25 protein-coding genes are annotated in these 24,602 nt (G+C 62.5%); 6 read left to right on the forward strand and 19 right to left on the reverse strand.

The features are described from left to right. Genes AQZ49_RS05005 through AQZ49_RS05030 form a run of 6 tightly spaced genes read right to left on the reverse strand, consistent with a single transcriptional unit; the run spans position 1 to position 5,014 of the window. Entirely contained in the window at positions 1-855 is an 855-nt protein-coding gene (locus AQZ49_RS05005) for a fumarylacetoacetate hydrolase family protein (protein WP_067613614.1), read from the reverse strand. Positions 856-888: 33 nt separating this feature from the next. Further along, the gene (locus tag AQZ49_RS05010) at positions 889-1,437 is read right to left on the reverse strand and encodes a carboxymuconolactone decarboxylase family protein (RefSeq protein WP_067613616.1); all 549 of its coding nucleotides are present in this window, start codon (positions 1,435-1,437) and stop codon (positions 889-891) included. A gap of 30 nt (positions 1,438-1,467) precedes the next feature. After that, positions 1,468-2,301, reverse strand: coding sequence for an SDR family NAD(P)-dependent oxidoreductase (locus AQZ49_RS05015; protein WP_067613618.1), 834 nt, complete (start codon positions 2,299-2,301; stop codon positions 1,468-1,470). Positions 2,302-2,312: 11 nt separating this feature from the next. Next, complete coding sequence (locus tag AQZ49_RS05020; protein ID WP_067613620.1) at positions 2,313-3,035, reverse strand: dienelactone hydrolase family protein; 723 nt, start codon at positions 3,033-3,035, stop codon at positions 2,313-2,315. Next, positions 3,032-3,781, reverse strand: coding sequence for a carboxymuconolactone decarboxylase family protein (locus tag AQZ49_RS05025; RefSeq protein WP_231738864.1), 750 nt, complete (start codon positions 3,779-3,781; stop codon positions 3,032-3,034). Before AQZ49_RS05025 ends, AQZ49_RS05020 begins: the two co-directional genes overlap by 4 nt. 12 nt (positions 3,782-3,793) lie before the next feature. Next, entirely contained in the window at positions 3,794-5,014 is a 1,221-nt protein-coding gene (locus AQZ49_RS05030) for an acyl-CoA dehydrogenase family protein (protein WP_067613624.1), read from the reverse strand. Positions 5,015-5,247: 233 nt separating this feature from the next. Between AQZ49_RS05030 and AQZ49_RS05035 the strand changes: the two genes are divergently transcribed. From AQZ49_RS05035 to AQZ49_RS05060, 6 genes are all read left to right on the forward strand, one after another. Next, complete coding sequence (locus tag AQZ49_RS05035) at positions 5,248-6,474, forward strand: MFS transporter (RefSeq protein ID WP_082701520.1); 1,227 nt, start codon at positions 5,248-5,250, stop codon at positions 6,472-6,474. Positions 6,475-6,653: 179 nt separating this feature from the next. Further along, complete coding sequence (locus tag AQZ49_RS05040; protein ID WP_067613628.1) at positions 6,654-7,514, forward strand: dioxygenase family protein; 861 nt, start codon at positions 6,654-6,656, stop codon at positions 7,512-7,514. A 166-nt stretch (positions 7,515-7,680) separates the two neighbouring features. Further along, complete coding sequence (locus AQZ49_RS05045; protein ID WP_067613630.1) at positions 7,681-8,736, forward strand: maleylacetate reductase; 1,056 nt, start codon at positions 7,681-7,683, stop codon at positions 8,734-8,736. A gap of 122 nt (positions 8,737-8,858) precedes the next feature. Next, a complete protein-coding gene (locus AQZ49_RS05050; RefSeq protein WP_067613632.1) occupies positions 8,859-9,359 on the forward strand; it encodes a cupin domain-containing protein in 501 nt (166 codons plus the stop codon). 21 nt (positions 9,360-9,380) lie between these two features. After that, a complete protein-coding gene (locus tag AQZ49_RS05055; protein WP_067613634.1) occupies positions 9,381-10,406 on the forward strand; it encodes a hydroxyquinol 1,2-dioxygenase in 1,026 nt (341 codons plus the stop codon). Between the two features lie 91 nt (positions 10,407-10,497). Then, positions 10,498-11,994 (forward strand): aldehyde dehydrogenase family protein, encoded by a 1,497-nt coding sequence (locus tag AQZ49_RS05060; RefSeq protein WP_082701521.1) that lies wholly within the window; start codon positions 10,498-10,500, stop codon positions 11,992-11,994. Positions 11,995-12,015: 21 nt separating this feature from the next. On the opposite strand, the gene AQZ49_RS05065 is transcribed toward AQZ49_RS05060, so the two are convergent. From AQZ49_RS05065 to AQZ49_RS05125, 13 genes are all read right to left on the reverse strand, one after another. After that, the gene (locus tag AQZ49_RS05065) at positions 12,016-12,333 is read right to left on the reverse strand and encodes a YciI family protein (RefSeq protein WP_067613636.1); all 318 of its coding nucleotides are present in this window, start codon (positions 12,331-12,333) and stop codon (positions 12,016-12,018) included. Beyond that, the gene (locus tag AQZ49_RS05070) at positions 12,330-12,710 is read right to left on the reverse strand and encodes a Rieske (2Fe-2S) protein (RefSeq protein WP_067613638.1); all 381 of its coding nucleotides are present in this window, start codon (positions 12,708-12,710) and stop codon (positions 12,330-12,332) included. The genes AQZ49_RS05065 and AQZ49_RS05070 overlap by 4 nt, the downstream gene beginning before the upstream one ends. Further along, positions 12,710-13,201, reverse strand: a complete 492-nt coding sequence (locus AQZ49_RS05075) for a flavin reductase family protein (RefSeq protein ID WP_067613640.1) — start codon at positions 13,199-13,201, stop codon at positions 12,710-12,712. Before AQZ49_RS05075 ends, AQZ49_RS05070 begins: the two co-directional genes overlap by 1 nt. 236 nt (positions 13,202-13,437) lie before the next feature. Next, positions 13,438-14,646 carry an ABC transporter permease gene (locus AQZ49_RS05080; RefSeq protein WP_067613642.1) on the reverse strand — a complete coding sequence of 403 codons (1,209 nt, stop codon included), beginning with the start codon at positions 14,644-14,646 and terminating at the stop codon, positions 13,438-13,440. 23 nt (positions 14,647-14,669) lie between these two features. Beyond that, positions 14,670-15,377 carry an ABC transporter ATP-binding protein gene (locus tag AQZ49_RS05085; RefSeq protein ID WP_067613643.1) on the reverse strand — a complete coding sequence of 236 codons (708 nt, stop codon included), beginning with the start codon at positions 15,375-15,377 and terminating at the stop codon, positions 14,670-14,672. Further along, on the reverse strand, positions 15,374-16,681 hold the full coding sequence (locus tag AQZ49_RS05090; RefSeq protein WP_067613645.1) for an efflux RND transporter periplasmic adaptor subunit: 1,308 nt from the start codon (positions 16,679-16,681) through the stop codon (positions 15,374-15,376). Before AQZ49_RS05090 ends, AQZ49_RS05085 begins: the two co-directional genes overlap by 4 nt. Continuing rightward, positions 16,678-18,129, reverse strand: coding sequence for an efflux transporter outer membrane subunit (locus tag AQZ49_RS05095; protein WP_231738867.1), 1,452 nt, complete (start codon positions 18,127-18,129; stop codon positions 16,678-16,680). The genes AQZ49_RS05090 and AQZ49_RS05095 overlap by 4 nt, the downstream gene beginning before the upstream one ends. Next, positions 18,126-18,353, reverse strand: a complete 228-nt coding sequence (locus AQZ49_RS05100; RefSeq protein WP_067613649.1) for a helix-turn-helix domain-containing protein — start codon at positions 18,351-18,353, stop codon at positions 18,126-18,128. The genes AQZ49_RS05095 and AQZ49_RS05100 overlap by 4 nt, the downstream gene beginning before the upstream one ends. Beyond that, positions 18,353-18,934, reverse strand: coding sequence for a DUF2975 domain-containing protein (locus AQZ49_RS05105; protein WP_082701522.1), 582 nt, complete (start codon positions 18,932-18,934; stop codon positions 18,353-18,355). Before AQZ49_RS05105 ends, AQZ49_RS05100 begins: the two co-directional genes overlap by 1 nt. A gap of 313 nt (positions 18,935-19,247) precedes the next feature. Beyond that, a complete protein-coding gene (locus AQZ49_RS05110; protein WP_067613653.1) occupies positions 19,248-20,309 on the reverse strand; it encodes an amidohydrolase family protein in 1,062 nt (353 codons plus the stop codon). Positions 20,310-20,320: 11 nt separating this feature from the next. Next, complete coding sequence (locus AQZ49_RS05115; RefSeq protein WP_067613655.1) at positions 20,321-21,763, reverse strand: NAD-dependent succinate-semialdehyde dehydrogenase; 1,443 nt, start codon at positions 21,761-21,763, stop codon at positions 20,321-20,323. Between the two features lie 28 nt (positions 21,764-21,791). After that, positions 21,792-23,357: a benzoylformate decarboxylase gene (gene mdlC, locus AQZ49_RS05120; RefSeq protein WP_067613657.1), complete on the reverse strand. Its 1,566-nt coding sequence runs from the start codon at positions 23,355-23,357 to the stop codon at positions 21,792-21,794. Next, positions 23,354-24,589, reverse strand: a complete 1,236-nt coding sequence (locus tag AQZ49_RS05125; RefSeq protein ID WP_197410930.1) for an MFS transporter — start codon at positions 24,587-24,589, stop codon at positions 23,354-23,356. Before AQZ49_RS05125 ends, mdlC begins: the two co-directional genes overlap by 4 nt. Between the last annotated feature and the right edge of the window lie 13 nt (positions 24,590-24,602).

Below are 24,602 nucleotides of genomic sequence, written 5' to 3' on the forward strand. Positions count from 1 at the left end.
TCAGACGCGTTCGGCCTGGATCGGGTTTTTGAGCACGCCGACCTCAGTGATTTCGACTTCGACCAGGTCACCTTCCTTCATGAACAACTTGGGTTCGCGACGAACGCCAACCCCGCCCGGAGTGCCCGTGACGATTACGTCGCCGGGTTCAAGCGGGATGAAGGTTGAGCAATATTCGATCAAATAAGGGATCGAAAAGATCATTTCATCGCTGGTGGCATTCTGCAATTCCATGCCGTTCAGCCGGGTTTTCAGATGCAGCGTCTGGTTGTCGGCGATTTCACCACGCGTCGTCATCCACGGACCAAAACCACCAGTCTTGTAGAAGTTCTTGCCAGGACCCCACTGGGCGGTATGGCGCTGCCATTCGCGAATGCTGCCATCGTTGTATGGCGCATAGCCGGCAATGTAGTCCCAGCAATCGGCCTCGGCGATACGGCGCCCCGCCTTGCCAATGATGACGGCAATTTCGCCTTCGTAGTCAAACGTTTCGGATTCGGGGGGCAGCAGCAACGGTTCCTGATGCGCGGCCTGGCTGGCCGCAAAACGCGCAAACACCATCGGTCGCGCGCTGGGATCACGACCGATCTCGGTGCGGTGGGAATCATAATTCACGCCGATGCAGATGATTTTGGGCGGATTGGGAATAACCGGCAGAAACGTGATATCTGCCAGATCATAGTCGCCCGTGGCCCCCGCAATAGCGGCCTCGACTTCGTCAAGTGCGCCAGCCTTGAGCACGGCAACGATATCGGCATAGACTCCAGCAAATTTCAGCCCGAGGTCAACAACGCGTGTACCGACCACCGCGCCAAAGCTGTCGCGTCCTTCGTGGGTAAAGCTAAGCAGTTTCATGAGGAAAAATCCTTTATTGTGCGAAAATAAAATTCATGCCGGTAGTGGAAACTGCACGAGATATTCCAGGTATTCGGGTTCAAGATCGATCTCGATCGCGGCCATTACGCGCACCAGGCCATTGTATTCACCGATGGCTACCAGCAGATCGACAAGTTGCGCGGTGTTCATCGCTTTTGCCAGCACATCGAAAATGGGCTGCGGCAAGGCTATCGCATCGGTCAACGAACGCGCCGCCGCCAACACAGCCGACGCCACCGGATCAAGGTGCGTTCCAATCCCCTGGGTTTCCGGCCCAATTGCGCGGATATCTTGCACGCTGACCCCGAACGACAACGCGATATCGACGTGATGCGCCCATTCATAGGCTGACCGCGTGGAATACCCGACTTGCAGAATTGCCAGTTCGCGCAGGCGCACATCCAGCGTGCTGTCATGCCGAAAATACATCCCGCGCCCGGCGACATTTCGCGCGAGTTTCGGGCTGTGCGCGACAGCACGCGTGATATTGGACTTCATCCGCGGAATGTCCTGGTACTCAGGCGCCAGGTCGCTGTTATCGAGGTATGTCAGCCTTCCCATCGCGCTCTCCCCTGCCCTCGTTGTTGAAGGTCAGACAGCTTCTGCCTCGGCCGCGCGTACGATTGAGCGCGGATCGAAATTCGCCCGGGCAAAATTGATCAGGTCGGGCAGATAGCCGTCCTGCGAACAGATCAGATAATCGCCCCGCGCCAGGCCGTCGATCAACACGCCGGCGGCATGTTCGGCGCTGACCCGGATGGTACGACGATGCGGCACGCCGATGGCAAAATCCGCTGGCCCCGGCGCGCCGGGGATCGGCGGCAGATCGCCGCCGGGTTCGTCCGACGTGGCGGTAATTCCAGGACAAAACACCGAAACCGCGACACCGGTGCCAGCCAGGGCATGGGCAAAGGCGTGGCTCATCGACAGTTGCGCACCCTTTGATGCGATATAAGGCCCCATGAAACGGATCGGCGGATCGGGGAGCAGCGCCAGACCCGAAGACGTGTTGATGATATGCCCGCTGCCGCGCGCCAGCATCTCGGGCAGAAACGCGTTGATCATCCGCACATAGCCCAGAACATTGACATCCAATGCATCGCGCCATTGGTCGATGCCGACCAGCGCAATCGAACCGGTGATGGGTGGCTTGGCGGCGTTGTTGATCAGCATGTCGATCCCGCCACTGGCCGCCGCCAACACGGCTTCGCGCAGAGCCTGCACATCGCTGTCTTTGCTGACATCGCAGCCAAATCCCAGCACCGTGCCACCGGCCAATCCGGCCGCCGCAGCTTCTGCCCCGGCACGATCAAGGTCGGCAATGAACACGCGCGCGCCAAGTTCGGTCAACCGGCGAGCGGTGCCAAGCCCGATCCCGCGCGCCGCCCCGGTGATAAGGACGACTTTGCCATCGTATCGCGTCATGATTATTTCCTCTACGCCGCCCGCCCGGGGTCGGCACTATGCTCTGCAAGCTGAAAGACGAACGACTGCCATGCCCGCCGGTCGGCCCTGCCATCATAGCCAAACCCCGGCAAATCGGGCACATCCCGGTCGGTAAAGCCATGGCCGACCCCGCCATAGAGGCACAGTTGAAAGTCGATTTTCGCTGCCGCCATTTCCGCAGTGAACCCGGCAATCTGTTCCGCCGGAACAAATGGATCGGCATCGCCGGTACACACCAGCACCGACCCTGCGATCTGGCTTGCGCCGCGCGTGCTGGCCAGCGCGCCATGGAATACGCTGACGCTGCGCAGTGGTGCCCCGGCCCGCGCCAGTTCCAGCGCGCACCAACCGCCAAAGCAATATCCTGCCGCCGCCAGATTGCCCGCCGCACCGCCGCTTTGCTGTACCAGCGCATCAAGCCCACTTTGCAAACGGACCATCAGTTCAGCAGGATCAGCCTTGAGAGCCTCGACCAACTGGCGCGCTTCGGGCGGGTGGGCGGCAAACCGCCCGCCACCATGCAGATCGACCGCCAAAGCGGCATAGCCAAGCGCCGCCAGTGCGTCTGCGCGTCGCCGCAAATGCGCACCCAGGCCAGGCGCTTCATGCACCAGCAGAACGCCGCCCCGGACCGCACCTGACTGAGGCTGGGCATAATAGCCGCACGCTTCGACCGAACCGGCGGTGTAATGCAAATCATGCCCGACGGTCATACGGTGCCCCCTGTCAGTTCGTTGATTACCGGCAGTGCAAACACCATTGCGTGGATCCCCATGCTCGACACCAGCCGAGCGACATCCAGCACTTCGTCGACCGACGCGCCCTGCGACAGTGCCGCCTGCGCATGCGCTCGCGCTCCAGCCGCGTTCAATTGCGTGCACTGGACATGGACGGCCAACGAAATCAGATGCGCGTCTTTCGCGCTCAAAACGGCAGTGGGCCCGCGCAACGGCGCGCTGGCAAAATCGAGCCACCTGGCGTGAAACACGGGATCCAGTGCGATCCCCACGCCAAAGGCCGCATCAACATCACCAAACAGGGCGGCATGGTCGGCACGCACCGCATCGGCATCGGCGGTGCGGGGCAGTGCGGGCACTGCATCCGCCACCGCGCCTGCGGCAGTGACATAGGAATGAAACCCCATCGCGCTGACCGTGGCGACAACCGCCATCAGTTCATCGCGCGTCGCACCCAAAGCCAGTGCCTGGCGGGCGTGATTGCGCAGGCCCTTGTCAAACATGTGCGTTGGGGTGCAATTGGTCGCGACATAAAGCAGTTCCCGAAATTTCGGGCTCAATGTTCCCCGATCGGCAACATAGGCCGAGAATTCCAGATATGCCGCGACATAGGCCGGTGAATAGCCAAGCATGGCTTCCCAGTCGTCGTTCCAGTGGCCGCGACGGCGCTTGAACGCTTCGCGCACCGATGCCGGATCAGGGCCACCTTCCGGCGTTTGCAACGGGCCCATCTTTCAGAACGGCGTCAGCGGTGGCATGCCAAAGTGCAACCGCGCCGCATTCACCGCGGTGCGTGACTTTTGCTGCACAAAATGGGTCTTTTGCACGCTGGCGTCCCGATAGAGCCGCGCGAGCATCGAATCCCTGGCGCCGATACTGGTCCCTGCAGTGGTGAAGATAATTTCCAGCGCATCCCACGCCAGCCGGCATGCCTCTTGCGCCGCGACGAACAGCCGCCGGTCGGTTTCCTCGCTGAATTCCCCACCGGTGATCGGATCGACGGAACACGCCTCGACATAGCGCTCGGTGATCTTGAGCAGCAGTGCTTCGGCCGCGTCCACCTTGCCCTGCGCGTCGCCGAAATACTGCTGAAATTCGTGACTTTCAAACAGCGGAATGCGGGGTGGAAAACGCATCGTCTTGGTGCGGCAGATTTCTTCATAGAGATCCAGCGCACCTTTGACGGTTCCGATCACGACCGCGCCCAGTTCGATCAGGAAATAGGATCCCTTGCGCCCACTGTACATCGGGTTGGCATGCGCCGCATTGGTGCTCTTTGCCTGCCACATCGCCATCGGCGCGGTGCGATATTCAGGAATGTACAGGTCCTTGACTACGACCTGGCGCGAGCCGGTGCCCTGCATGCCGATCATTCGCCAATTGTTGACGATCGTGCAATCGTCACGATCGACCAGCATCAGCCGGGCAGTCATCGACCCATCTTCGTCCGGGGCAACCCCGCTGACCATCACATGGGTGGAGACATCGCAACCCGATGCGTAATCCCAACTGCCGCTGACGCGAAAGCCGCTGCCTTCGCGCTTTACCGGCACGGGAGACCCGACCGACGGACAGCGATAATCGCCAGATTTGCCATAGGCCTCGATCTGCGCGCGGATGTCGAAATCGGCCAGCATGACCGGATGACCCGATACCAGCGCCAGCACCCACGCGCTTGACGGACAACCGCGTGCGATCTCCATCATGACCCGCACATAAGTCGGCAAAGTGAATTCATAACCGCCGAAACTGCGCGGCTGAACAATGCGGTAAAATCCGGCGTCGAGGAATTCCTGATTGGTCACCTCAAGCAACCGCCCCGCGTCTTCGGTCTGCGCCTGACGCGACCGCAACGTCGGGATCATCGCCCTGGCGCGCGCAATCATTTCATCCGGGGTCAAACCCGGTTCAGGAGGAAGGAGGGTTGCCTTGGTACGCACCTCTGCCATGGACATGGAATGCCTCATTTGTTGTAAACGGCTTGCATAACCCAAGCGAACGCCGTGGTGGTTGCGCCATCCGCACGATGAACCGCAACCCGCGACCCCGGCGCGTCCGGTTGGCGTACATGGTGGCCGTACACCACCCGGACGGATTGGCGTGCAGGGCTGTTGAATGATCGGCCTTGGCCTAACCGGTCAGGGTGCACGCCGGGCGATAGACCTCGCAATCGACACGGGAGAACGCGATGAATGTTGCAGCTTTGGCAGGCCGCGAAGTCCGCAATGCCAATCAGAAATGGCGGATCCTTGCCGCCTGCGCAGGTATCCTGTGCATCAACGCTGCGTTCCCGATCTATGGCGCCAGCGTGGTGAACACTGCAATGGTGACCGCGATGAAGCTGGACCGCAGCATGCTGGGCCTGCTGGTCACGGCCAACATGCTGATCACCGGCACCACCGCACCGCTGATGGGGGCCGCCGTCAGCCGGTTTGGATCGCAGCGCACACTGATCGGTGGCAGCGCCGCGCTGATCATCGGATCGCTGGTCATGGCGTTTCTCGTCCACGGGCCGTTGCAGGCGGTCGCCGCATTTGGCCTGTTTATCGGGCTGGCGATGAGCGCGGGCGGGTTCATTGCCAATCAGGCCTGTGTCGCGGGCTGGTTTGTCGATGATCAGGCGCGGCCGTTTGCCATTTTGTATGCCACGATGGGCGCGGGCGGATTTGTTGCAGCGCCATTGATCGGCGAAGTGATCAGCCGGTCGCATGACTGGAGCGCGGGTTGGCTGGTATTTACGGTGATGGGAGCGATTGCGCTGGCCCTGTCACTTTTTGTGGTGCGCGATCCGCCCAAGACCGGCACCCCGGTTGAATTCGGCCCTCCCGGGGGAGGGACCGGCGATGGCAGCCTGAAATCGCCCGACATCTGGTTGGTGATCTTCTGCATCATGGTCGCGGGCGCCGGCAGCGCGCTGTATATCGCGCATGGCCTGGCGATGTTGCAGGACTATGGCCATACGCCGCTCGCCGCAGCGCGCTCGATGTCCCTGATGGCCGCCTCGACCCTGATCGGCAATTTCCTGATCGGCGCATTTGGTCAACGCGCAGGCTTGCGCCGCAGTCTGGCGGCGGGCAGCATCACTTTTGCAATCGGTCTTCTGCTGCTGGCGAACGCACGCAATACCGGACTGTTCTATGCCTATCCGGTCGTGCTGGGTGCGGGGTTTGGTGCGGTGCAGGTCGGCGCGATGGCCCTGCTGAGCAAATGCACTGCCGCCAACCGGTTCGCCGCCATATCGGGCGTGGCGATTTCGCTGCAGACCGTCGCGAGCGCAGCCACACCGTTCATTGGTGGCTGGCTGTTTGACCACAGCCACACCTACACGCCGCTGACCGGCACGATGGTTGCGCTCAACGTGGCCGCGGCCGGCCTGTTGCTGTTCGGCAAGCGCCTGTTTCCAAAGGGCGCGTGATCGCAAGGCGGGCCTTCAACAAAGATCCAATCGGGGGACAGGACATGGCGGCGCACTTGCACACAATGGCACCCGGCATGATCGCCGGAAGCCGGTGAGGATGACGCCAGAGATGTCCGCGCGTCGCGACTGGCCAGCGTGTGCGATGCCTTCGAAACCGTGATGAGCAAGAGATTTCCATGAGCCATGATGTTGAAACCGAGCTGACCGCAGCAGTCAGTGCGCAGTTTGCAAGAACGCCGGATCCGCGTCTGCGCAAAATTCTTCTGGCCCTCACCAGCCACTTGCATGCCTTTGCGCGTGAAACCGCGCTGACTTTCAAGGAATGGCGGCAAGGCGTCGAATTCCTCACACGCGTGGGGCATATGTCCAGGGATGGGCGCCAGGAATTCATCTTGTTGTCCGACGTGCTGGGCCTGTCGATGCTGGTCGATGCGATTGAGCATCGGACGCAGGAAAGTGCGACCGAATCCACGGTGCTAGGACCGTTTTTTGTCGACGACGCGCTAACCCGGCCGAACGGGGCGGATATCGGCGCGGGGCACCCGGGGGATCTGCTGCTGGTCAACGCCGTGGTCGCGGGGGCCGATGGGCACCCCCTGGCCGATGCCGATGTGGTTGTCTGGCAAAGCGACGAAGACGGCCGCTATGACATCCAGTATCCGGAACGCGACGGCTATTTTCTGCGTGGACGGTTTCGCGCCGATGCGCAGGGCCATGTGCAGTTCTGGACGATCGTACCGCCGGCGTACCCGATCCCCGACGATGGCCCGGTTGGCGATCTGTTGAACGCGTCGGACCGCCATCCGTGGCGGCCCGCCCATGTGCATTTTCACATTTCCGCCGCCGGTCACCGCACGCTGGTCACGCATCTGTTTGTCGCCGGCGGGGCTTATCTTGATTCCGACGTTGTATTCGGCGTGAAACAGTCGCTGGTGGTCGATCTGGCGCAGCACGCACCCGGCACCGCGCCGGACGGGCGCGCTTGTCCCGCCGGCTGGAAGACGCTCGACCACCGTTTTCAACTGTCCGCGCTCTGACCAACGCCGCCCCCTCGGCCCTCGTCCGGGGGAAACGTCATGCCCTGGTCCCGCAAAGAGATGGCAGCCCCAAGGTCCCCGACACTTGCGATCTGCCGCTCACCGGCGGCGTATTTGCGGCAGCCATCGCCGATCGGGGCTGAACCAGCACCACAGGAGCAACGCCTTGACCCCATTTGTCTATCAATCCCATCCATCGCGCGTGCTGTTCGGCCCCGGTCGTCTGGACAGTCTGGCCGACGAAATTGTCCGGCTGGGGGCCAGGCGTGCGTTCGTCGTGGCGACGCCCGAACAGGCGCCCGACGCCGACCGGATTGTCCGACAAATCGGTGATCTGGCGTGCGGGGCGTTTTGCGGTGCGCGCATGCACACTCCGGTCGATGTGACAGAGGCCGCCATGGCCGCCTTGGCAGACGCGGACTGCCTGATCGCGATCGGCGGAGGATCGACCATCGGCCTGGCCAAGGCGATCGCCTTGCGCACCAACTTGCCCCAGATCGCCATACCGACGACTTATGCAGGGTCCGAAGCAACCGCGATCATCGGCCAGACCGAGAACGGCATCAAGACCACGCAGACCAGCCCGCGTGTTCTGCCGGAAGTCATCCTGTATGACGTCAATCTGACTATGGGCTTGCCAGTGGCGATCTCGGTCGTTTCGGGCATGAACGCCATCGCCCATGCGGTCGAAGGGCTCTATTCCGAGCAGGCCAACCCGATAATCTCGCTGATCGCACAGGAAGGCATCCGCGCGCTGGCGAGTGCATTGCCGCGCATCAGCGCCGCACCGACAGACGTACCCGCACGGTCCGACGCGCAGTATGGCGCCTGGCTGTGCGGCACGACGCTAGGCGCGGTGGGCATGGCCCTGCACCACAAGCTGTGTCATGCGCTGGGCGGAACGTTCGACTTGCCCCATGCGCAGACCCATGCCGTCATTCTACCACACGCACTGGCCTATAACGCTCCCTATGCGGCCGATGCCGTAGCACGCATCGGTACGGCGCTTGGTCGTCCGGACGCGGCCATGGCGCTGTATGATCTGAACCGGTCGCTGGGTGCGCCGACATCGCTGCGTGAACTCGGCATGCCGCACGGCGGTCTGGACCGGGTGATCGAGCTGACATTTGCCAAGCCGTACTGGAATCCCGCACCATTGGACAAAGTGCGGCTGCGCATGTTGCTGGAACGCGCGTGGGATGGTTTGCCGCCGGCCTCGTAAGCCCCGCGTGCGCACAGACGCCAGACGGACGGACGTGCCATACCCGTTTACACCAGGCGCCAATCATTGCGTTATGCGCCCGGCATGGCAGCGCCATCAGGGCCGTCCAAGGATCTCATTTTATGGAATACACCACCAGACTTGGGTCGCTTGCCGACTATGACAAAGGCAAGGTCATTCCGATCGACGATGATCCGAAAAACTATGTCTTTTCGAATATCTTTGAAGTCGCGAGCCAGTCGGCACCCTATGAACGCGTCGCCGTTGCCAAGAATTTTGAATATGTCATCGAAGTCGCACGCGCCGAAGGCAGTTCGGACTGGTACAGCGCCACGCACGACGAATTCGTGCTGTCGATGGACGGTGTGGTGGAAGTGCAATTCGTCAAGCTCGACGATCCAGCCGCTGTCGCTCCACCCGAAAGCCAGGGCGCCGTCAAGCTGGCCGGTGAACCCGCCGGTCGCAAGATGGGCCGTGTGGTCCTGTCACGCGGCCATCAGGGCTTGCTGCCGCGCGGCGCGGCCTATCGTTTCATCGCCCACGCCCCTGCCTGCCTGATGATCCAGACCGTCGAAGGTCCGGAAACGGTGCAGAAGTGGGCGGAAATCTGCCAGAACTCCTGAATATTTGATCGGATCCACACCATGGCAATGTCAGAAACCGCACATCAGGCGGCTGCTTCAAACCTGCCGCTTGTCATGCGCACCGAAATCGGCGCGATCGACAACGTGACAGGCTATCGCACGTTCAGCGCAGGCAGCTTTTCCTTTGCGCGTGATGAATATTTTGCGCGGATTACCTGGCCTGAAGGCACCCACACGATGCCGGTCGACGCGTTCCTGCGCGCGATGATGCGCGATGTCGCGTGGGGCTTCTTTTATGGCACCGTCAATTTTGACGACGTCATCGGCACGGTCAATCACTATGGCGAAGTCACGCTGTTCGCCGGCCGCTACAACGATGCCTATCACAACGCGGGCCGCGACCGCGAAGAACGCTTTCCCAGCGAAGTGCTGATGCCGCTGTTCAAGGCGATCATGAGCGACTGGACCAACCAGGGGTTTGATCCGTTTGCCGCGCCCATGGAAACCGGCGCGCCGTGGGGATCGAAGAACGGCCACAATGAGTCTGCGATTACACGCACGCGCGTTTCGGCCAAGCGCATCGTCGGTCTGCCCGGCGATACCCCGCTGCGCACCGACGCCAATGGCTTTCCGGTCAACCGGATGTTTCCCGATCTTGACCAGTCCACCCCCATCGTCGAGCCGGAACCAGGCTTTGAGGGCGAAGTCTGGGCGTATAATCTGTTCGACTACCTGTCGCGATCCGACGTGACGTGGAATCCCTCGGTCTGTTCGGTGGTGGGGGAAAGCCTGTTTTGCCCGACCACCGAAGAATTCGCCCTTCCCATCGATCATGGCAATGATCGCTGCGAATGGTTCATTACACTGTCGGACGAAATCGACTGGGATATCAAGGACAAGGAGACCGGCAAGCCGCGCGCCAAGGTTATCACGCGGGCCGGCGATGTGTCATGCATGCCCGCGGACATCCGCCACAAGGGTTACGCGAAAAAGCGCGCGATGCTGCTGGTGTGGGAGAACGGTTCCCCGATCATCCCCGAATTGATCCTGAAGGGTGAGGCCCCGATTGTTTCGGTGACCTGGTAATTCCGCAAGCCACACCCTGCATACCAACGGGCAAGATCGTTTTCACAAAGATCCTGCCCCTGTTGAAGTTCGCCAATCAGAAAGCACGCCTGTGCCAAAACTCGCACCCATCGATCCCGCTGCGCTCAAGACCCGCCTGTTCATCGATGGTGCATGGGTCGACGGCGCGGCTGGCGGTGAAATCGACGTCATCAATCCGTTCGATGGCTCGGTCATCACGCGCATCGCCGAGGCCCGTGAAGCGGATGTCGATCGTGCGGTTGCGGCAGCACAAGCCGCCGCCCCGGGTTGGGCGCGACTGCCCGCGCACGAACGCGGCCGTCTGTTGTTGAAGCTGGCGGATGCGATCGAGGCCGACGCCGACTATCTTGCGCGACTGGAAGCAACCAACACCGGCCATCCGGTACGCGATTGTCTGGGGCTTGATGTACCGCGCACAGTGCTGTGCTTTCGCTATTTCGGGGGGATGGCCGACAAGCTGGAAGGGGCGGTCATTCCGGTCGATGCCGGATTCCTGAACTACGTCAAACGCGAACCGATCGGTGTCGTCGGGCAGATCGTACCGTGGAATTTCCCGCTGATGTTCGTCAGTTGGAAACTGGGTCCGGCCTTGGCGGCGGGCAATACCGTGGTGATGAAACCGTCGGAGATCACCCCGCTATCCACGTTGCGCGTGGCGGAACTGATACAACAGGTCGGATTTCCCGACGGGGTCGTCAATATCGTGACCGGCTATGGCAACACCGCCGGCCAGCGCATTGCAGACCATCCCGACATCGGCAAAGTCTCGTTCACCGGATCGACCAACGTGGGCCGGGAAATCGTGCGCGCATCGGCAGGCAACCTGAAAAAGTTGCAGTTGGAACTGGGCGGCAAAGGGCCGAATATCGTATTTGATGACGCTGTCATTCCTGCGGCTGTCGGTGGCGCGGCATTTGGCATTTTCCACAACCAGGGGCAGGCCTGCATCGCCGGATCCCGGCTCATCCTGCACGAGGCGATTGCCGACCAGTTTCTGGAACGGTTTATTGGTCTTGCGCGTTCGATCCGGCTGGGTGACCCGCTCGACACCGACACCGAGATGGGTCCCTTGACATCGCGAGTGCACCACGAGCGCGTGCTGGCCTATGTGCAGATGGCGCGCGAACAGGGCGGAGAAATCCTGTCGGGTGGCAAAGTGCCCGGCGCACCGGACCTGCAAGGCGGATATTTTATCGAACCCACAATCGTCCGCGCCCGATCCGGCGATCGCGTCAGCCGCGAAGAAGTGTTCGGACCTTTTGTGACCGTGACAACCTTCAACACCGATGAAGAGGCGATGGCGATCGCCAATTCGACCGAGTACGGGCTCGGATCAGGATTATGGACGCAAAATCTGACACGCGCGCATCGCTTTGCCGACGGCATCCACGCAGGCATGGTATGGATCAATTGCTACAAGCGCGTGCATCCGGCCTCTCCCTTTGGCGGGGTTGGCGTATCAGGTTATGGCCGCGAAATGGGGTTTGAGGCGATGCGCGAATACACCCAGCCCAAATCGGTGTGGGTCAACGTCGATGCGCAGATCCCCCCATTTTACACGCGGTAATGGCAGCGAGGCAGCGCCAGACTATGGCGCTTCCTCCGCCGGCGCACCCAGGCCCCAGGTCCAGCGATCGAGCTCATAGCGCGCAAACAGCCCCGCCGCCCAGTACGGGTCACCACCAAGATAGCGCATGACCGCCGCCCGATCAGGCCCGTGCAGAATCAGCAGTGTGCCCGTCACATGGTCATCGGCATCAGTTACCACCATGCCGCCTGCCGCCACGCGAACGCCGTGCCGGGCCTCACGGATATAGGCGCGGTGCTCTGGCCGTATGCGCGTGCGGATCGCCGCCGAAGTTTCCGGCACGTCGTAACCGCGGAAAATGAAATAGGCCCCGCTCATCCGATCACCACTTGCCCTTCCGGGTCGATCTGTAACGGCACGCAATCCAGCGCGGCGCCAATGCAGGCGCCATCGATGCACATGCCGTCCTCAACTGTGAAGATCGCCAAATGGCGGCGGCACATGATCCGTGCCCCATCGCGCGACAGAAACTCGTCGGCGCGCACGTTCAGCGGCAGCGAATAATGCGGGCACAGATTGACATAGCCGAACACGCGTGAGCCTTTGCGGACGACCAGCATGCGAAACGCGTTGAGCCCGGCACCAAACACGAATTCGCGCGCTGCTCCATCTGCCCATTGCCCGATTGGCCCTAGCACCGTACCGATCGACGGCGCCTGTGGGCGAAGCGTCCAGCCCTTCTCAGCACCTGTCATCAAATCGCCGCGGTGGCGAAATATCCGCCCTTGAGAAACACCAGCGGCGATGCGGTACCCTGCCCCATCGCTTCTACCGCGCCGACTACGAGCAGATGGTCACCAATTTGCTGCACGGACTCGATCCGGCAATCCACCCACGCAACAATGTCGTCGATCAGCGGCAATCCCGCAGGGCTGAGCCCGTGCATCACGTCGGCAAATTTGTCGTCCGACTTCGACGTGAATGTCTTGCAGATATGCGCCTGTTCGGATGACAGGATATTCGCACAAAAGCGTCCGCCTGACGCAATTCGTGGCCAGGTTGATGACCCTATGCCGGGAAAAAAACCGACCAGCGGCGGATCGAGCGAGATCGATGTGAAAGTGCCGACCACAAGTCCAACGCGATCATCGCCATGGTGTGCGGTGATAACAGCCACACTGGTCGGGCAACAGCCTAGAACATCGCGAAAATCTCGCGGATCGATGGTGATCGTTGTGGCGGACATGCACTGGAACTCTTTTGACTTGGCTGGCTCAAAACTATGCCGCTGGCGGTCGCCATGCGTCCAGTCTGAATGCGGCCACTATGCGGACGGACACCGATCAGTTGGATGGGCCGGGCCCGCGCAGCAATGCGCGCCCAGGATGCATGATGCGTTTCAGATTAAACCCGCCGTGCCCTGGCGCTTTACGCACCCCGCCGGGCAACGTGCATGACGGACGTTATCCGGCCGATGAGAGCCTATTCATGCCGCAAGGCTTCGATCGGATTGAGGCTGGCCGCGCGGCGGGCCGGAAAATAGCCAAATATGACACCGATCAAACCTGAAAAAGCAAACGCCGTCAGATTTGTCAGCGGGTCGAACACGAACGGCAGGTCAAGCAAACGCGACAGCCCGATCGAGGCACCCAGCGCGAGCACCAGCCCGATCAGGCCTCCGACGCACGACAGTACGACCGCTTCGACCAAAAACTGCAGCATAACCTCGTGACCCAGCGCGCCGATCGCCAGACGAATGCCGATCTCGCGCGTGCGCTCGGTGACCGAGACCAGCATGATGTTCATGATACCGATACCACCTACCAACAACGAAATCGCCGCAACGGCACTGACAATGGCGGTCAGCGTGCCGGTGATGCTGGCCAGCGTGTCGGCAATCTGCTTGCTGTCAAAAATCGTGAAATCATCGAGTTTGCCACTGCGAATGTTGCGCCGTTCGCGCAACAGGGCCGCAATCGACTGCTGGATATCCTTGCTGTCATAGGCGGGATCGGCACCCACAATGATCGCGCGGATTTCGCGATTGCCGGTCAGGCGGCGCTGCACCGCCTTGATCGGCATGATCACGGCGTCATCATTGTCCTGCCCGAAACCGCCCTGCCCACGCGTAGCCAGGGCCCCCACCACCGTGCAACTGATCGATCCGAGGCGCAGGGTCGTTCCCAGCGGCGACTGATTGGCATAAAGGTTCTTGGCGACCGTAGAGCCGACCAGACAGATCGATTTTCCGGCTTTTTCCTCATCACCCGTGAAGCGCCGTCCTGCGGTCACAGCCCAGTTCTGCGCATCGAGATAGGCGTTGTCGGCGCCGTTGACCGTGGTCTGCCAGTTCGCCGCATTGAACACCGCCGTCGCCGAAACCTGGGCTTGCGCCGCAACCGCAGTCACGCCGCCGATCTGGTCGCGAATGGCATCGACATCCTCAAGCTTGAAGGGTGGCGGCGCCTCGCCTCCGCCGCCGCGCCCCGGAGCGGTTCCCGGCAGCACGGTAAGCACATTGGCCCCCAGCCCGGAGACCTCGTCATGCACCGATCGGGACGCGCCCTTGCCCAGCGTGACCATCGTCACCACCGCGAACACGCCGATGACAATGCCGAGCACCGTAAGGAACGAACGCAGGACGTGACGCCGGATCGCGCGCACCGCCAACAACGCACTGGTGGCGATCAACCGGGTAGAGGCAGATGTGCCGGTCATGCTGCTTTCCGTTCGATGCGATCCACCATCCCGTCACGAAAATGGACAATGGTGCGAGCATACGAGGCCATTTCAGGCTCGTGCGTCACCATCAGCACGGTAATGCCGCTGTTGCGGTTGAGATCGGTCAGCAATTCCATGATTTCGATCGATCGTTCGCTATCCAGATTGCCGGTCGGTTCGTCGGCCAGCAAGACGGCCGGTTCAGTCACGATGGCGCGGGCAATGGCAACGCGCTGCTGCTGCCCGCCCGATAGCTCGGCCGGGGTATGTCTGGCCCACGGCGCCAGGCCAACTTTGTCAAGCGCGGCCATCGCCATGGTGTGCCGTGCCCGCTTGTCTTCGCCGCGATAGAGCAATGGCAGCTCGACGTTTTCCAACGCACTCGTGCGCGCGAGCAGATTAAAGCCCTGGAACACAAAGCCGAGATGACGACGGCGCAGCAACGCGCGCTGATCGCGCCCGAGATTTTCGATATGATGGCCCTGAAACACGAACGAACCGCTGCTCGGCACATCGAGGCAACCGAGGATATTCATCGTGGTTGACTTGCCCGAGCCTGACGGCCCCATCACCGCCATGAAATCACCGCGCAGGATATCGAGATTGACCCCCTTGAGTGCCTGAAATGCCGCTTCACCCGTGCCGAAACGCTTGGTCACGCCCACGAGGCTGATAAGCGGTACTTGGCCTGGCCCGATCATGTCGCGGTCGCCGCCAGAAGGCCTGTGACGATCTGCATACCCGGTCTCAAGCCGGGGCCGGAAACAGCGGTCAACGCACCATTGGTGCTGCCGATGGTGACCTCGATCGGACGCAGCGCACCATCGGCCGCCAGCACATAAACGGTCTGATGGCTGCCACGTCCGATTGTGGCGGTCTTGTTCTGTCCGGCCACACCGAATCCGCCGCTGCCAGGTTTGGGGCCGATCTGGACCCCGCCGGATTCCATGCCGCTTTCGGGGGTAAAGCGCAGTGCGGCATTGGGCACCAGCAATTGGTTGCGTTCCAACTTGGCCAGAATGGCGGCTGTCGCGGTCATTCCGGGGCGCAACAGCAATTGCGGGTTCCTGACCGCCAGCACCGCGGTATAGGCCACCACCGTGCTGGTCGAACTGGTGGTGGTGCCGGCACTGTTGACCGTTGGTGTGGCATTGGCGCCCAGATCGATTCGCGTGACCGCACCCGCAAAGGCCCGGCCGGGATAGGCATCGACCGCGAATGTTGCACTGTTGCCGACCGCTACCTCGCCAATATCGGCTTCGTCGACTTTGACGTCCAGCTTCATCGCGGTGAGGTCTTCGGCGATCGTGAACAACGTTGCCACGTTGAACGCCGCCGCAACGGTCTGCCCCGGCTCGACCTGACGCGACAGCACCACGCCATCAACCGGGGCATAGATGGTCGCTTTGGCCAGATTGGTGCGGCTGGTCGACAGTGTTGCCTCGGCTTGTGCAACTTGCGCTTTGGCCGCTTTCAAATTGGCCACTGCGCGGGCATGATCGCCGAGTGCGGTATCGAGTTCGGTCTGCGAAGGCACTTTGCCCCCTGACAGCCGAGCCACTTCCTGATACCGACGCAGCGTCACGGACGACTGGTCGAGCGTCGCCTGGTTCTGTGCAACACTCGCGCGTGCCGACAGCAATTGCGCCTCATTCTGCATCAGCGCGGCACGGAACAGCGTCGGGTCAAGCTGTGCCAAAGGCTGGCCCTTTTTCACATGGTCGTTGTTCTGAACAAACACGTTCACCACAATGCCCGATTCCTCGGACCCGACATTGACCTGGTTTGTCGGAGCAAGGTTGCCCGTCGCCGAGACGGTCACCGCCAGGTCGCCCCGCTTGACGGCAGCCGTCGCATATTTCGGTGCCACACGGCCGCCAAACAGCGCGTAAGCCAACGCTGCCAGCCCAACCAGGCCAAGCGCGATCAAACCCCATTTGCGCCAGCGCCGCCGGGGAGGCGCCAGGCTTTCTCCCAGAAATTCCGCGATTGTGGCGTCGGTCATAAGGGCTTTCCATTGTGCAATGGTGGATCAGGCTGCCATCCGCCGCCCAGGGCGAGGTAAAGCTGGACCAATGCGCTGGCCTGCGCGGCTTGCGCGGCTGCAAGCTGGTCGCGCGCCGACAGCAAAGTCTGCTCGCTTTGGGTCAGTGTGACAAAATCGGTCAGCCCGGAGCGATACTGGCTGCGCGCGATGATTGCGGCATTGTTGGATGCATCGCGCGCAACGGCCAGCGCGGTCTGCTCGCGTTTGGCAGATTCCAGCGCCTGGACGCCGTTTTCGACATCCTCCAACCCGGACAGGATTGTGTGCTTGTAGGTTGCAAAGGCAGCATCGGCATTGGCCCGGGCCGCCCGAACCTGCGAACGCAGCCGACCACCATCGAAAATCGTTTGTGCCAGACCGGCAAACAGTGTGCTGGTGACAAGATCCGTCAGCCCGGTGAAATGGCTGCCCTGGCTGGTGAGATTGGCGGTCAGCGTCAGCGCCGGGTAAAGTTGCGCTTGCGCCACCCCGATCTGCGCGGTCGCGGTGGCAAGATCACGTTCGGCAGCGCGAACGTCAGGTCGCTGACGCAGCGTATCGGCGGGAATGCCAACCGCCACACCGTCAGGCCCAACAGGGATCGGTCCGGGCACCTCAAGCGCAGCGCGCAACGCTCCCGGCGCTTGCCCGGTCAGGACCCCGATCCGATTCACCGCGGTGGTAAAGGCAGTTTCGTAGGGCGGGATGGTCGCCGCTGTCTGCGCGCGCTGGGCACGGGCCTGTTCCTGGTCGAGCGAAGACGCCAACCCCGCCTGCAACCGCCAGGTGGCAATGTCGAGATTGTCGTCCTGGGTGCGCAAGGTATCGCGTGCGATGGCAAGCCGCGCCTGCGCCAGCCGGGCGTCGATATAATTTGTCGCCACTTCGCCCGCAACCGAGGTGCGCACCGCAACAAGGTTGAACAGGGACGAAGCCATACTGGCCCGCGCTGCTTCGGCAGAGCGCCGATTGCCACCAAACACATCGGCCTGCCACGAAGCGGCCAAACCCGCAGAAAGGCTATCAAACGCCTGGTTTTCAGCCAGTTGCGGGATACCACCAACGACTGCCGCCTTGGCATATTCTGCGGTGTGGGTTTCGCCAGCCGATCCGGTCAGCGTGGGCAATTGCGCCGCGTGCGCCTGGATCAAGGATTCGTGCGCCTGACGCAGGCGCGCCGCAGACACGGCGATGTCGAGATTGGCTGCGGTCGCGCGTGCAATCAGGTCGGTCAGCAGCGGGTCGTTGAACTGACTCCACCATACCGCAAGATCAACCGGAGCGCCCGGCGCGAGATGGAGCGTGTATTGCGCCGGCACCGCCAATGCAGTGCCCTGCGGCGGAGCGTAATTGGGCCCCGCCGCGCATCCGCACAGCAGCAAGGTCATGCCAAGCAGGATGCGCCTCTGCCCGCAACGGGTCATCATGACGTTTCACCTGCATAGCCAAGCAAGTCACCTGGCTGGCACCTGAGTTCACGACAAATCGCTTCCAGCGTCGAGAACCGGATGGCCTTGGCCTTGCCGGTCTTGAGGATCGACAGATTGGCAAGCGTGATGTCGACGCGTTCCGCCAGTTCGGTCAGCGTCATCCGCTGGGCATGGAGCAAGTCATCGAGCTTGACCACGATGCGAGAGGGCTCGTCGACCATCACACCGTGCCCTCGACGTCTTCGCTCAACCGAGTGCCATGCTCGAAAACCCGGGCCAGGATGAATAGCAAGAGCGCGGTGACCAGCCCTGCGAGCGAAAACGGCACGAAAATGTGCTTGTTGGCCAGGGCGTGCCGCAGCCATGCGCCCAACGGCAAACCAACCAGCCCCATCGCCTGCGTGGCCAGCGCCAGCCAGCCCATGACCCGCAAATGGTCCACATTCTGTGGGATGAAGGGAGAACCTTGCCCCACTGAATCGATGATCGCGATCAGCTTGCGCAGGAACTGGGCGCTCAGGCCATTGATGACCGCGATCCCGATCAGCGTGAAACCGATCGAAAACAGTGCTTCGCCAGCCACCTGCGGCCCATCGGAGTGCGCCGACAGCCAGACCAGCACACGAGCCTCGAACAGCCATAACGGCAACAGGGCGACCAAAGCGGCAACACCCGACACACCAAAGATGATCAAGGCGATCACCAGCAGCAATCGCGTCCAGCGCAACAGCGGATCACTCGCTTTGCTCAACATGGGGCCATCTGCCCGGCAGCCGGCACACAGCCGATCGCGATGACGCATGTTTCACGCCGGAGGCGATCCATACAACGGCGCAGATTCGCGATCATTTTATCGATCTCCGATATGTACAATATCGGGGATCGATAATTTTAAGCGAGGGCCAGGTCAATCCCTGATATTGAAATTCGATATGACAGGCGCGCCACAATCAGCCCGGCGCGCGCCCGGCAGCCTGCGACCGATCACTCCACCGGCCGTAGAATGCGTTGTGGGCTTCGGAGCTGGAGAGAGGTATATTTGGCATATCTGAAACAAATTGGAGATCAATTTACCAAACTGGACTCAAAATCGCTCAGTTTCCAAGAATTTTTACCTACAGATCCAGGCCAAACCACCGCTCGGCATTGGTCTGGAAGAATTTCTTTTTCACGTCTGCGGAAATTGCCATGGCATCAAGCGCGCGAACTTCGTCGGGTTCGAATTGATAGGGGTAGTCCATGGCATAAAGCACCCTGTCTTCACCCACGACCTGCTGGCAAAAGCGGATGGCCGGTTCCCACGCCATCCCCGAACACGTGATCAGCACGTTGGAACGCATATATTCGGCGATGGTTTTGTGCAGCGGCTTCATGCGTTCATAGCGTTGCGATCGCACCCCGGCCTGATGCATGTAATCGAGCCGGTACAGCCAATAAGGCAGCGCCTCGCCCATATGGCCCACCATGATCTGAAGATCGGGATAGCGATCGAACACCCCGCTGGTGATGATACGCAGCAGATGCATCCCCGTCTCCACGCCAAATCCGAAGATCGCCCCGTCCAGCCCGGCTTCCAGCATCGGTTCGATCATCGCGTCGGGCGGGGTGGCGGGATGGATATACAGCACTTGCCCTTCCTCGACGAGTGCGCGCAGGATCGGGTCAAAGCGGTCTTCGTCGAGATAGTGGCCTTGCGTATGGCTGTTGATCTGAACACCCTTGAAACCCAGTTCGCGCGCGCCGCGACGGATCTCGTTGGCGGACCAGTCGGCGTCCTGCGGGGCAAGCGCGGTCATGCCGATGAAACGGTCGGGATATCTGGCGCAGGCATCGGCAAGATGGTCGTTGGCGCGGGTGATCAGGCCCTTTGCTTCGCCAAGGTCGGTCAGCGGCTGCGCGCCGGGCGACGTGAGCGCAAGCACGGCCTTGTCGATGCCGGTGGCATCCATGTGGGCAATCCGTTGTGCGCCAAGATCCAGCAGCCGATCGACAATCTCGGTGGTGCGCTGCGAGGGACTGGTGGCGTAAAACCCCCATAGGCTGACCATGCCCTTGTCGGCCACGCCGTCACGGATCATGCGCAGATAGATGTCGATCTGTTCGCGCGTGGCAAACGCTTCCTCGGTGGCAATCCGCAGATAGCCCTGTCCACCGCCGGTCTTGAGGTCATCAGTCATGGTTCAATCCCTTATCCTTCGTGCACGGCCTTGGTCACCATGCAGGCGAGCACACCTTCGATCCCGTCTTCGGAGCCGTGGCCCGACCACTTGACCCCGCCAAAGGGCGAGTCCGCTGCCGCGATCATCGTCGTGTTGATCCCGACCATGCCGGCCTCAAGCGCGCGGGCCAGACGATGTTGGCGCCTGGCATCGGCGGTCCAGGCATAGGCGGCAAGGCCATAGGGCAGCCGATTGGCCTCGGCGATCATGGCATCCTCATCGGCAAAGCGGTTGAGGATCGCGATCGGGCCAAAGGGCTCTTCCTGCATGATCGCCGCGTCGATCGGGACGTCGGCCAGCACCGAGGGGGCATAGTAAAAGCCGGCGTTTGCGCCCATCTCCGCAGGTCGCCTTCCGCCGGTCAGCAACCGGCCGCCCCGCGCCACTGCGTCGCCGATCAACCGGTCCATCGCTTCGGGACGGCGCGCATTGGCCATCGGGCCCATCTGGGTCGTATGGTCCAGCCCGTCACCGACCCGCAGCGCCCGGGCGCGCGCGACAAAGCCGTCGCAAAATGCGGCAAAAATCCCGTCCTGGACGATGAAGCGCGTCGGACTGACACAGACCTGTCCGGCGTTGCGAAACTTGTGCGGCACAACCGTGTCGAGCGCGCGTGCGAGATCGGCATCGTCGAACACCAGAACCGGCCCATGTCCGCCCAGTTCCATGGTCGTGCGCTGCATGTTGTCGGTGGCCAGGCGCGCCAGATGCCGCCCCACTGCGGTCGATCCGGTGAACGACAGCTTGCGCACGATCGGGCTGGCCAGGAGGTGCCTGCTGACTTCGTCAGGAACGCCGAACACGATCTGCGCGACATCGGTGGGCAAGCCTGCGTCGAGCAGCGCCTGCACCACCGCCAAGGCCGAAGCAGGGGTTTCCTCGGCCGGTTTCATGATCACCGCACAGCCCGCCGCGATTGGCGCGCCCAGCTTGCGCCCGGGATTGGCGAGCGGAAAATTCCACGGTGCAAATGCGGCCACCACACCCACCGGTTCATGCACGACAGTCGAGCGGGTGCCCGTCGGGCGCACCAGCGCGCGCCCATAGAGCCTTTGACATTCGCCGGCATAGAACGCGAACAGATTGGCGACCATCCCGACCTCGATCCGGGTTTCGGCGAGCGGCTTGCCCTGTTCGAGCGTCGCAATGCGCGCAATCGCGTCCTTGCGCTCTTCAAGCAGGCGGGCGGCGCCGTGCAACACGGCGGCGCGGGTGGCGGCCGGGGCCTCGCGCCAGGTGCGAAAGCCGCGCTGGGCAGCGGCCAGCGCCGTGTCCAGATCGGCGGGATCGGCCAGCGGCAATTCGCCGAGCGTGGCACCGTCAGCCGGATTGATCACGGCATGGGTGCGCCGCCCGTTGGCACCAACGCGATTGCCGTCGATCAGCATGTACAAGGAAGGATAAGCGCTCATGACAGGCCTTTTCGCGACAGCGGAATGGTCAGATGCGGAACTCGATCAGCGTCGGGCCGGTGGTTGCAAAGGCCCAGGCCAACGCCGGATCGATCCCGTCCACATCGGCAACGCAGCGCGACGCCACACCCAGGCCCGCGGCGATGGCCGCAAAATCGATGCCTTCGATGGCGGTGCCCGGCAGGTCGCCCAACCCGAAGCGGTCCGCAAAATTGTCGAGCGCGGCATAACGCCGGTTGTTGAGCACGACATAGGCGATATCGGCACCGGCCTGTGCGGCGCTCCACAGGCCCTGGATGGTGTACATTGCCGATCCGTCGCCGAGCAGCGCGATGATCTTGGTCTTGGGACAGGCGCGTGCCACCCCGACTGCGGCCGGCAAGGCATAGCCAAGACCGCCCGCTGCCGTCGTGTAAAAGCCTGCCTGCCGGATCACCGGCAGGACCGCCTGCAGGGCCTGGCGCGCGGTCGGTGCCTCTTCGACCAGAATTGCATCGGGCGGTCGGTTCCGCGCAATCCGCGCCAGGATATGGGCTGGCGTCATCCCCGGTTCGGGCACCGGGCGGGCCCGCAAGGCGCGGCGACTGTATGCCGCCCGCGCGGTGGTCACCTCGGCCAGCGCAAACAACCCATAGGCGACATCGCCGAGTACCCCCGTCCCGCCCGGCAGTGCCGACAGATGCGCCGGATCGTCGCTCAGCAGGCCCAGCCGCGCATGGTCTGGCCATGGTGGCCCCCCGCCTTCGGCGTGCCAGGTAAAGACGGGCGCCCCGGCGACGAGAATGCCGTCATATGGGGCCAGGCAGTCCACGATCCGTTCACGAAAGCCGGGCAGAAATCCGGCAAAGCGCGGGTGATCTTCGGGAAAACACTCGCGCCCGCACAAGGGTGCAGTCCACACATCGGCACCGATGCGTTCGGCAAGCCTGATCGCATCATCCCACCCGCCACAGCGCGCCACCCCGGCGCCCAGCACCAGCGCTGGTCGCCCTGACCCATCCAGCATGGCGGCCAGCCCGGAGATGCCGTCAGCTTGCGGCGCGGTCCTGAGCGTCAGCGCGGGAAGCGTTGGCATGACACAAGGCCGATCCCAGTCATCCACCGGCACCGACACGAACACCGGACCGGTGGGCGGTGTCATTGCCATGTGAAAAGCCCGGACAAGGGCTGCCGGAACATCCTCGGGCCGGGCCGGTTCGAGCGCCCATTTGACATAAGGGCGCGGAAACTCGCTGGCCCGCTCGGCCCCCAGGAATGGATCGAACGGCAAGAGCGCGCGCGCCTGTTGTCCCGCGGTGATCACCAGCGGGGTGCCATTGCGAAAACTGGTGAACAAGTTGCCCAGCGCGTTGCCGGTCCCGGCGGCGGAATGCAGGTTGACCAGCGCGGGGCGTCGGCTGGCCTGCGCATAGCCATCGGCCATGGCGATCACCACAGCCTCGTTCAGGCCAAGCACATAAGCGATATCGTCGGGCATCGCCTGAAGCATCGGCAATTCGGTCGAGCCCGGATTGCCGAACAGCGCGTCGACACCGAAATGGCGGAACACCGCGAAAGCCGCTTCGTGAACCGTTATGGTACGTACGGCGGTCATGCCCGGCCCCCTTGCGATGCCTTGGGCGAGGGGCGGCCCCTTGCCAGCGCGAGCGAAGCCACCAGGGCAATTGCCAGCGGCAGCACCGGCAGAAAGAAAAAGCGATGGTCGCGGTCGATCCCGGCGGTGGCCGCAACCGAACCAACCAACGGCCCCATGATCGACCCCACCCGCGCAATGCCAAGCGACCAGCCAAGGCCCGTGGCGCGTGACGCCATCGGATAGAGCCCGCCCGCCGCACCGTTGATGGCATTGAGCGTGCCCGCCACGAAAAAGCCCGCCACGATAAACAGCGCCAGACTGACGGATGGCCCGGCCGGAAATGCCCCCAGCAGCAGCATGGTCACGCAAGCCCCGGACATGAACAGTGCAGCGGTTTGCCAGTGCCCGCGTGTCAACAGCAGGCTGGCGACGATCCCCCCGCTTACGCCGCCTGCGTGAAAGGCGGTCGTGGTCCAGGCTGCCGATGCCGGCGATTGCCCGACGCGCGCCACCATCAGCGGGATCCAGCTTGAAAGCAGGTGGAATGCCAGCGACATGCTGGCGAACACCACCCAGACCGTCAGCGTCGAAGCGCGCAGCGAAGGCACCAGAATGGCCCGCACGCTGCCGCGTTTGTGCCGCACATCATCGGCTGCAAGCGGTGGCTCGCGCAAGCACAGCGCCAGCAACAGGGCGATTGCCACAGGCAGCACACCGCCAACCACAAAGACCCCGCGCCAATGCCAATGCGGCAGGATTTCGGCGGAAGTGACCCCGGCCAACACGCCGCCCATCGTGATGCCGATGCCGACCAGCCCGGTCATGCTGGCCTGGCGGTGTTCTTCGAACATCTCTCCGGCAAGGGTCAGCCCGTTGGGCATCACCGCGCCCAGACCGATCCCGATCAGGAACCGCAGCACGGCGAGCTGGGTGATCGACGTGGCGCTGGCCGCACCCAGCGACAACAGCCCATAGGCAAGGCTCGCCACGATCAGCACCGGTTTGCGTCCGTACCTGTCGCCCAGCGGGGCCACCTGGGTGGAACCCAGCAGGATGCCGACCAGACTGGCGCTCAGCAACGGGCCCAATTGTGAACGGCTGATCCCGAAATCGGCGACGATCGAGGGGCCGACCAGATTGGCTGCCTGCAGATCGAAACCTTCGACCATCAGCGTCAGCATGACCAGCGCCACGCCAACCAGCCGCCCGGCCTGTGTGGCGCCATGGCCCACGCGCACGGAATTCGTCATGTCATCATCCCCT

Origin of the sequence: Novosphingobium sp. FSW06-99 (assembly GCF_001519065.1) — a bacterium.
Classification (GTDB): Bacteria; Pseudomonadota; Alphaproteobacteria; order Sphingomonadales; family Sphingomonadaceae; genus Novosphingobium.

Bases quoted from the DNA above. Each gene is read 5' to 3' on its own strand.
- AQZ49_RS05085 (WP_067613643.1), bottom strand. From the start codon at position 15,377: ATGATCGGGCCAGGCCAAGTACCGCTTATCAGCCTCGTGGGCGTGACC.
- AQZ49_RS05110 (WP_067613653.1), bottom strand. From the start codon at position 20,309: ATGACTGATGACCTCAAGACCGGCGGTGGACAGGGCTATCTGCGGATT.
- AQZ49_RS05065 (WP_067613636.1), bottom strand. From the start codon at position 12,333: ATGAGCGGGGCCTATTTCATTTTCCGCGGTTACGACGTGCCGGAAACT.
- AQZ49_RS05100 (WP_067613649.1), bottom strand. From the start codon at position 18,353: ATGGTCGACGAGCCCTCTCGCATCGTGGTCAAGCTCGATGACTTGCTC.
- AQZ49_RS05015 (WP_067613618.1), bottom strand. From the start codon at position 2,301: ATGACGCGATACGATGGCAAAGTCGTCCTTATCACCGGGGCGGCGCGC.
- AQZ49_RS05035 (WP_082701520.1), top strand. From the start codon at position 5,248: ATGAATGTTGCAGCTTTGGCAGGCCGCGAAGTCCGCAATGCCAATCAG.
- AQZ49_RS05105 (WP_082701522.1), bottom strand. From the start codon at position 18,934: ATGCGTCATCGCGATCGGCTGTGTGCCGGCTGCCGGGCAGATGGCCCC.
- AQZ49_RS05095 (WP_231738867.1), bottom strand. From the start codon at position 18,129: ATGATGACCCGTTGCGGGCAGAGGCGCATCCTGCTTGGCATGACCTTG.
- AQZ49_RS05040 (WP_067613628.1), top strand. From the start codon at position 6,654: ATGAGCCATGATGTTGAAACCGAGCTGACCGCAGCAGTCAGTGCGCAG.
- AQZ49_RS05010 (WP_067613616.1), bottom strand. From the start codon at position 1,437: ATGGGAAGGCTGACATACCTCGATAACAGCGACCTGGCGCCTGAGTAC.
- mdlC (WP_067613657.1), bottom strand. From the start codon at position 23,357: ATGACCGCCGTACGTACCATAACGGTTCACGAAGCGGCTTTCGCGGTG.
- AQZ49_RS05020 (WP_067613620.1), bottom strand. From the start codon at position 3,035: ATGACCGTCGGGCATGATTTGCATTACACCGCCGGTTCGGTCGAAGCG.
- AQZ49_RS05090 (WP_067613645.1), bottom strand. From the start codon at position 16,681: ATGACCGACGCCACAATCGCGGAATTTCTGGGAGAAAGCCTGGCGCCT.
- AQZ49_RS05115 (WP_067613655.1), bottom strand. From the start codon at position 21,763: ATGAGCGCTTATCCTTCCTTGTACATGCTGATCGACGGCAATCGCGTT.
- AQZ49_RS05075 (WP_067613640.1), bottom strand. From the start codon at position 13,201: ATGTCCGCCACAACGATCACCATCGATCCGCGAGATTTTCGCGATGTT.
- AQZ49_RS05125 (WP_197410930.1), bottom strand. From the start codon at position 24,589: ATGACGAATTCCGTGCGCGTGGGCCATGGCGCCACACAGGCCGGGCGG.
- AQZ49_RS05050 (WP_067613632.1), top strand. From the start codon at position 8,859: ATGGAATACACCACCAGACTTGGGTCGCTTGCCGACTATGACAAAGGC.
- AQZ49_RS05070 (WP_067613638.1), bottom strand. From the start codon at position 12,710: ATGACAGGTGCTGAGAAGGGCTGGACGCTTCGCCCACAGGCGCCGTCG.
- AQZ49_RS05005 (WP_067613614.1), bottom strand. From the start codon at position 855: ATGAAACTGCTTAGCTTTACCCACGAAGGACGCGACAGCTTTGGCGCG.
- AQZ49_RS05055 (WP_067613634.1), top strand. From the start codon at position 9,381: ATGGCAATGTCAGAAACCGCACATCAGGCGGCTGCTTCAAACCTGCCG.
- AQZ49_RS05030 (WP_067613624.1), bottom strand. From the start codon at position 5,014: ATGTCCATGGCAGAGGTGCGTACCAAGGCAACCCTCCTTCCTCCTGAA.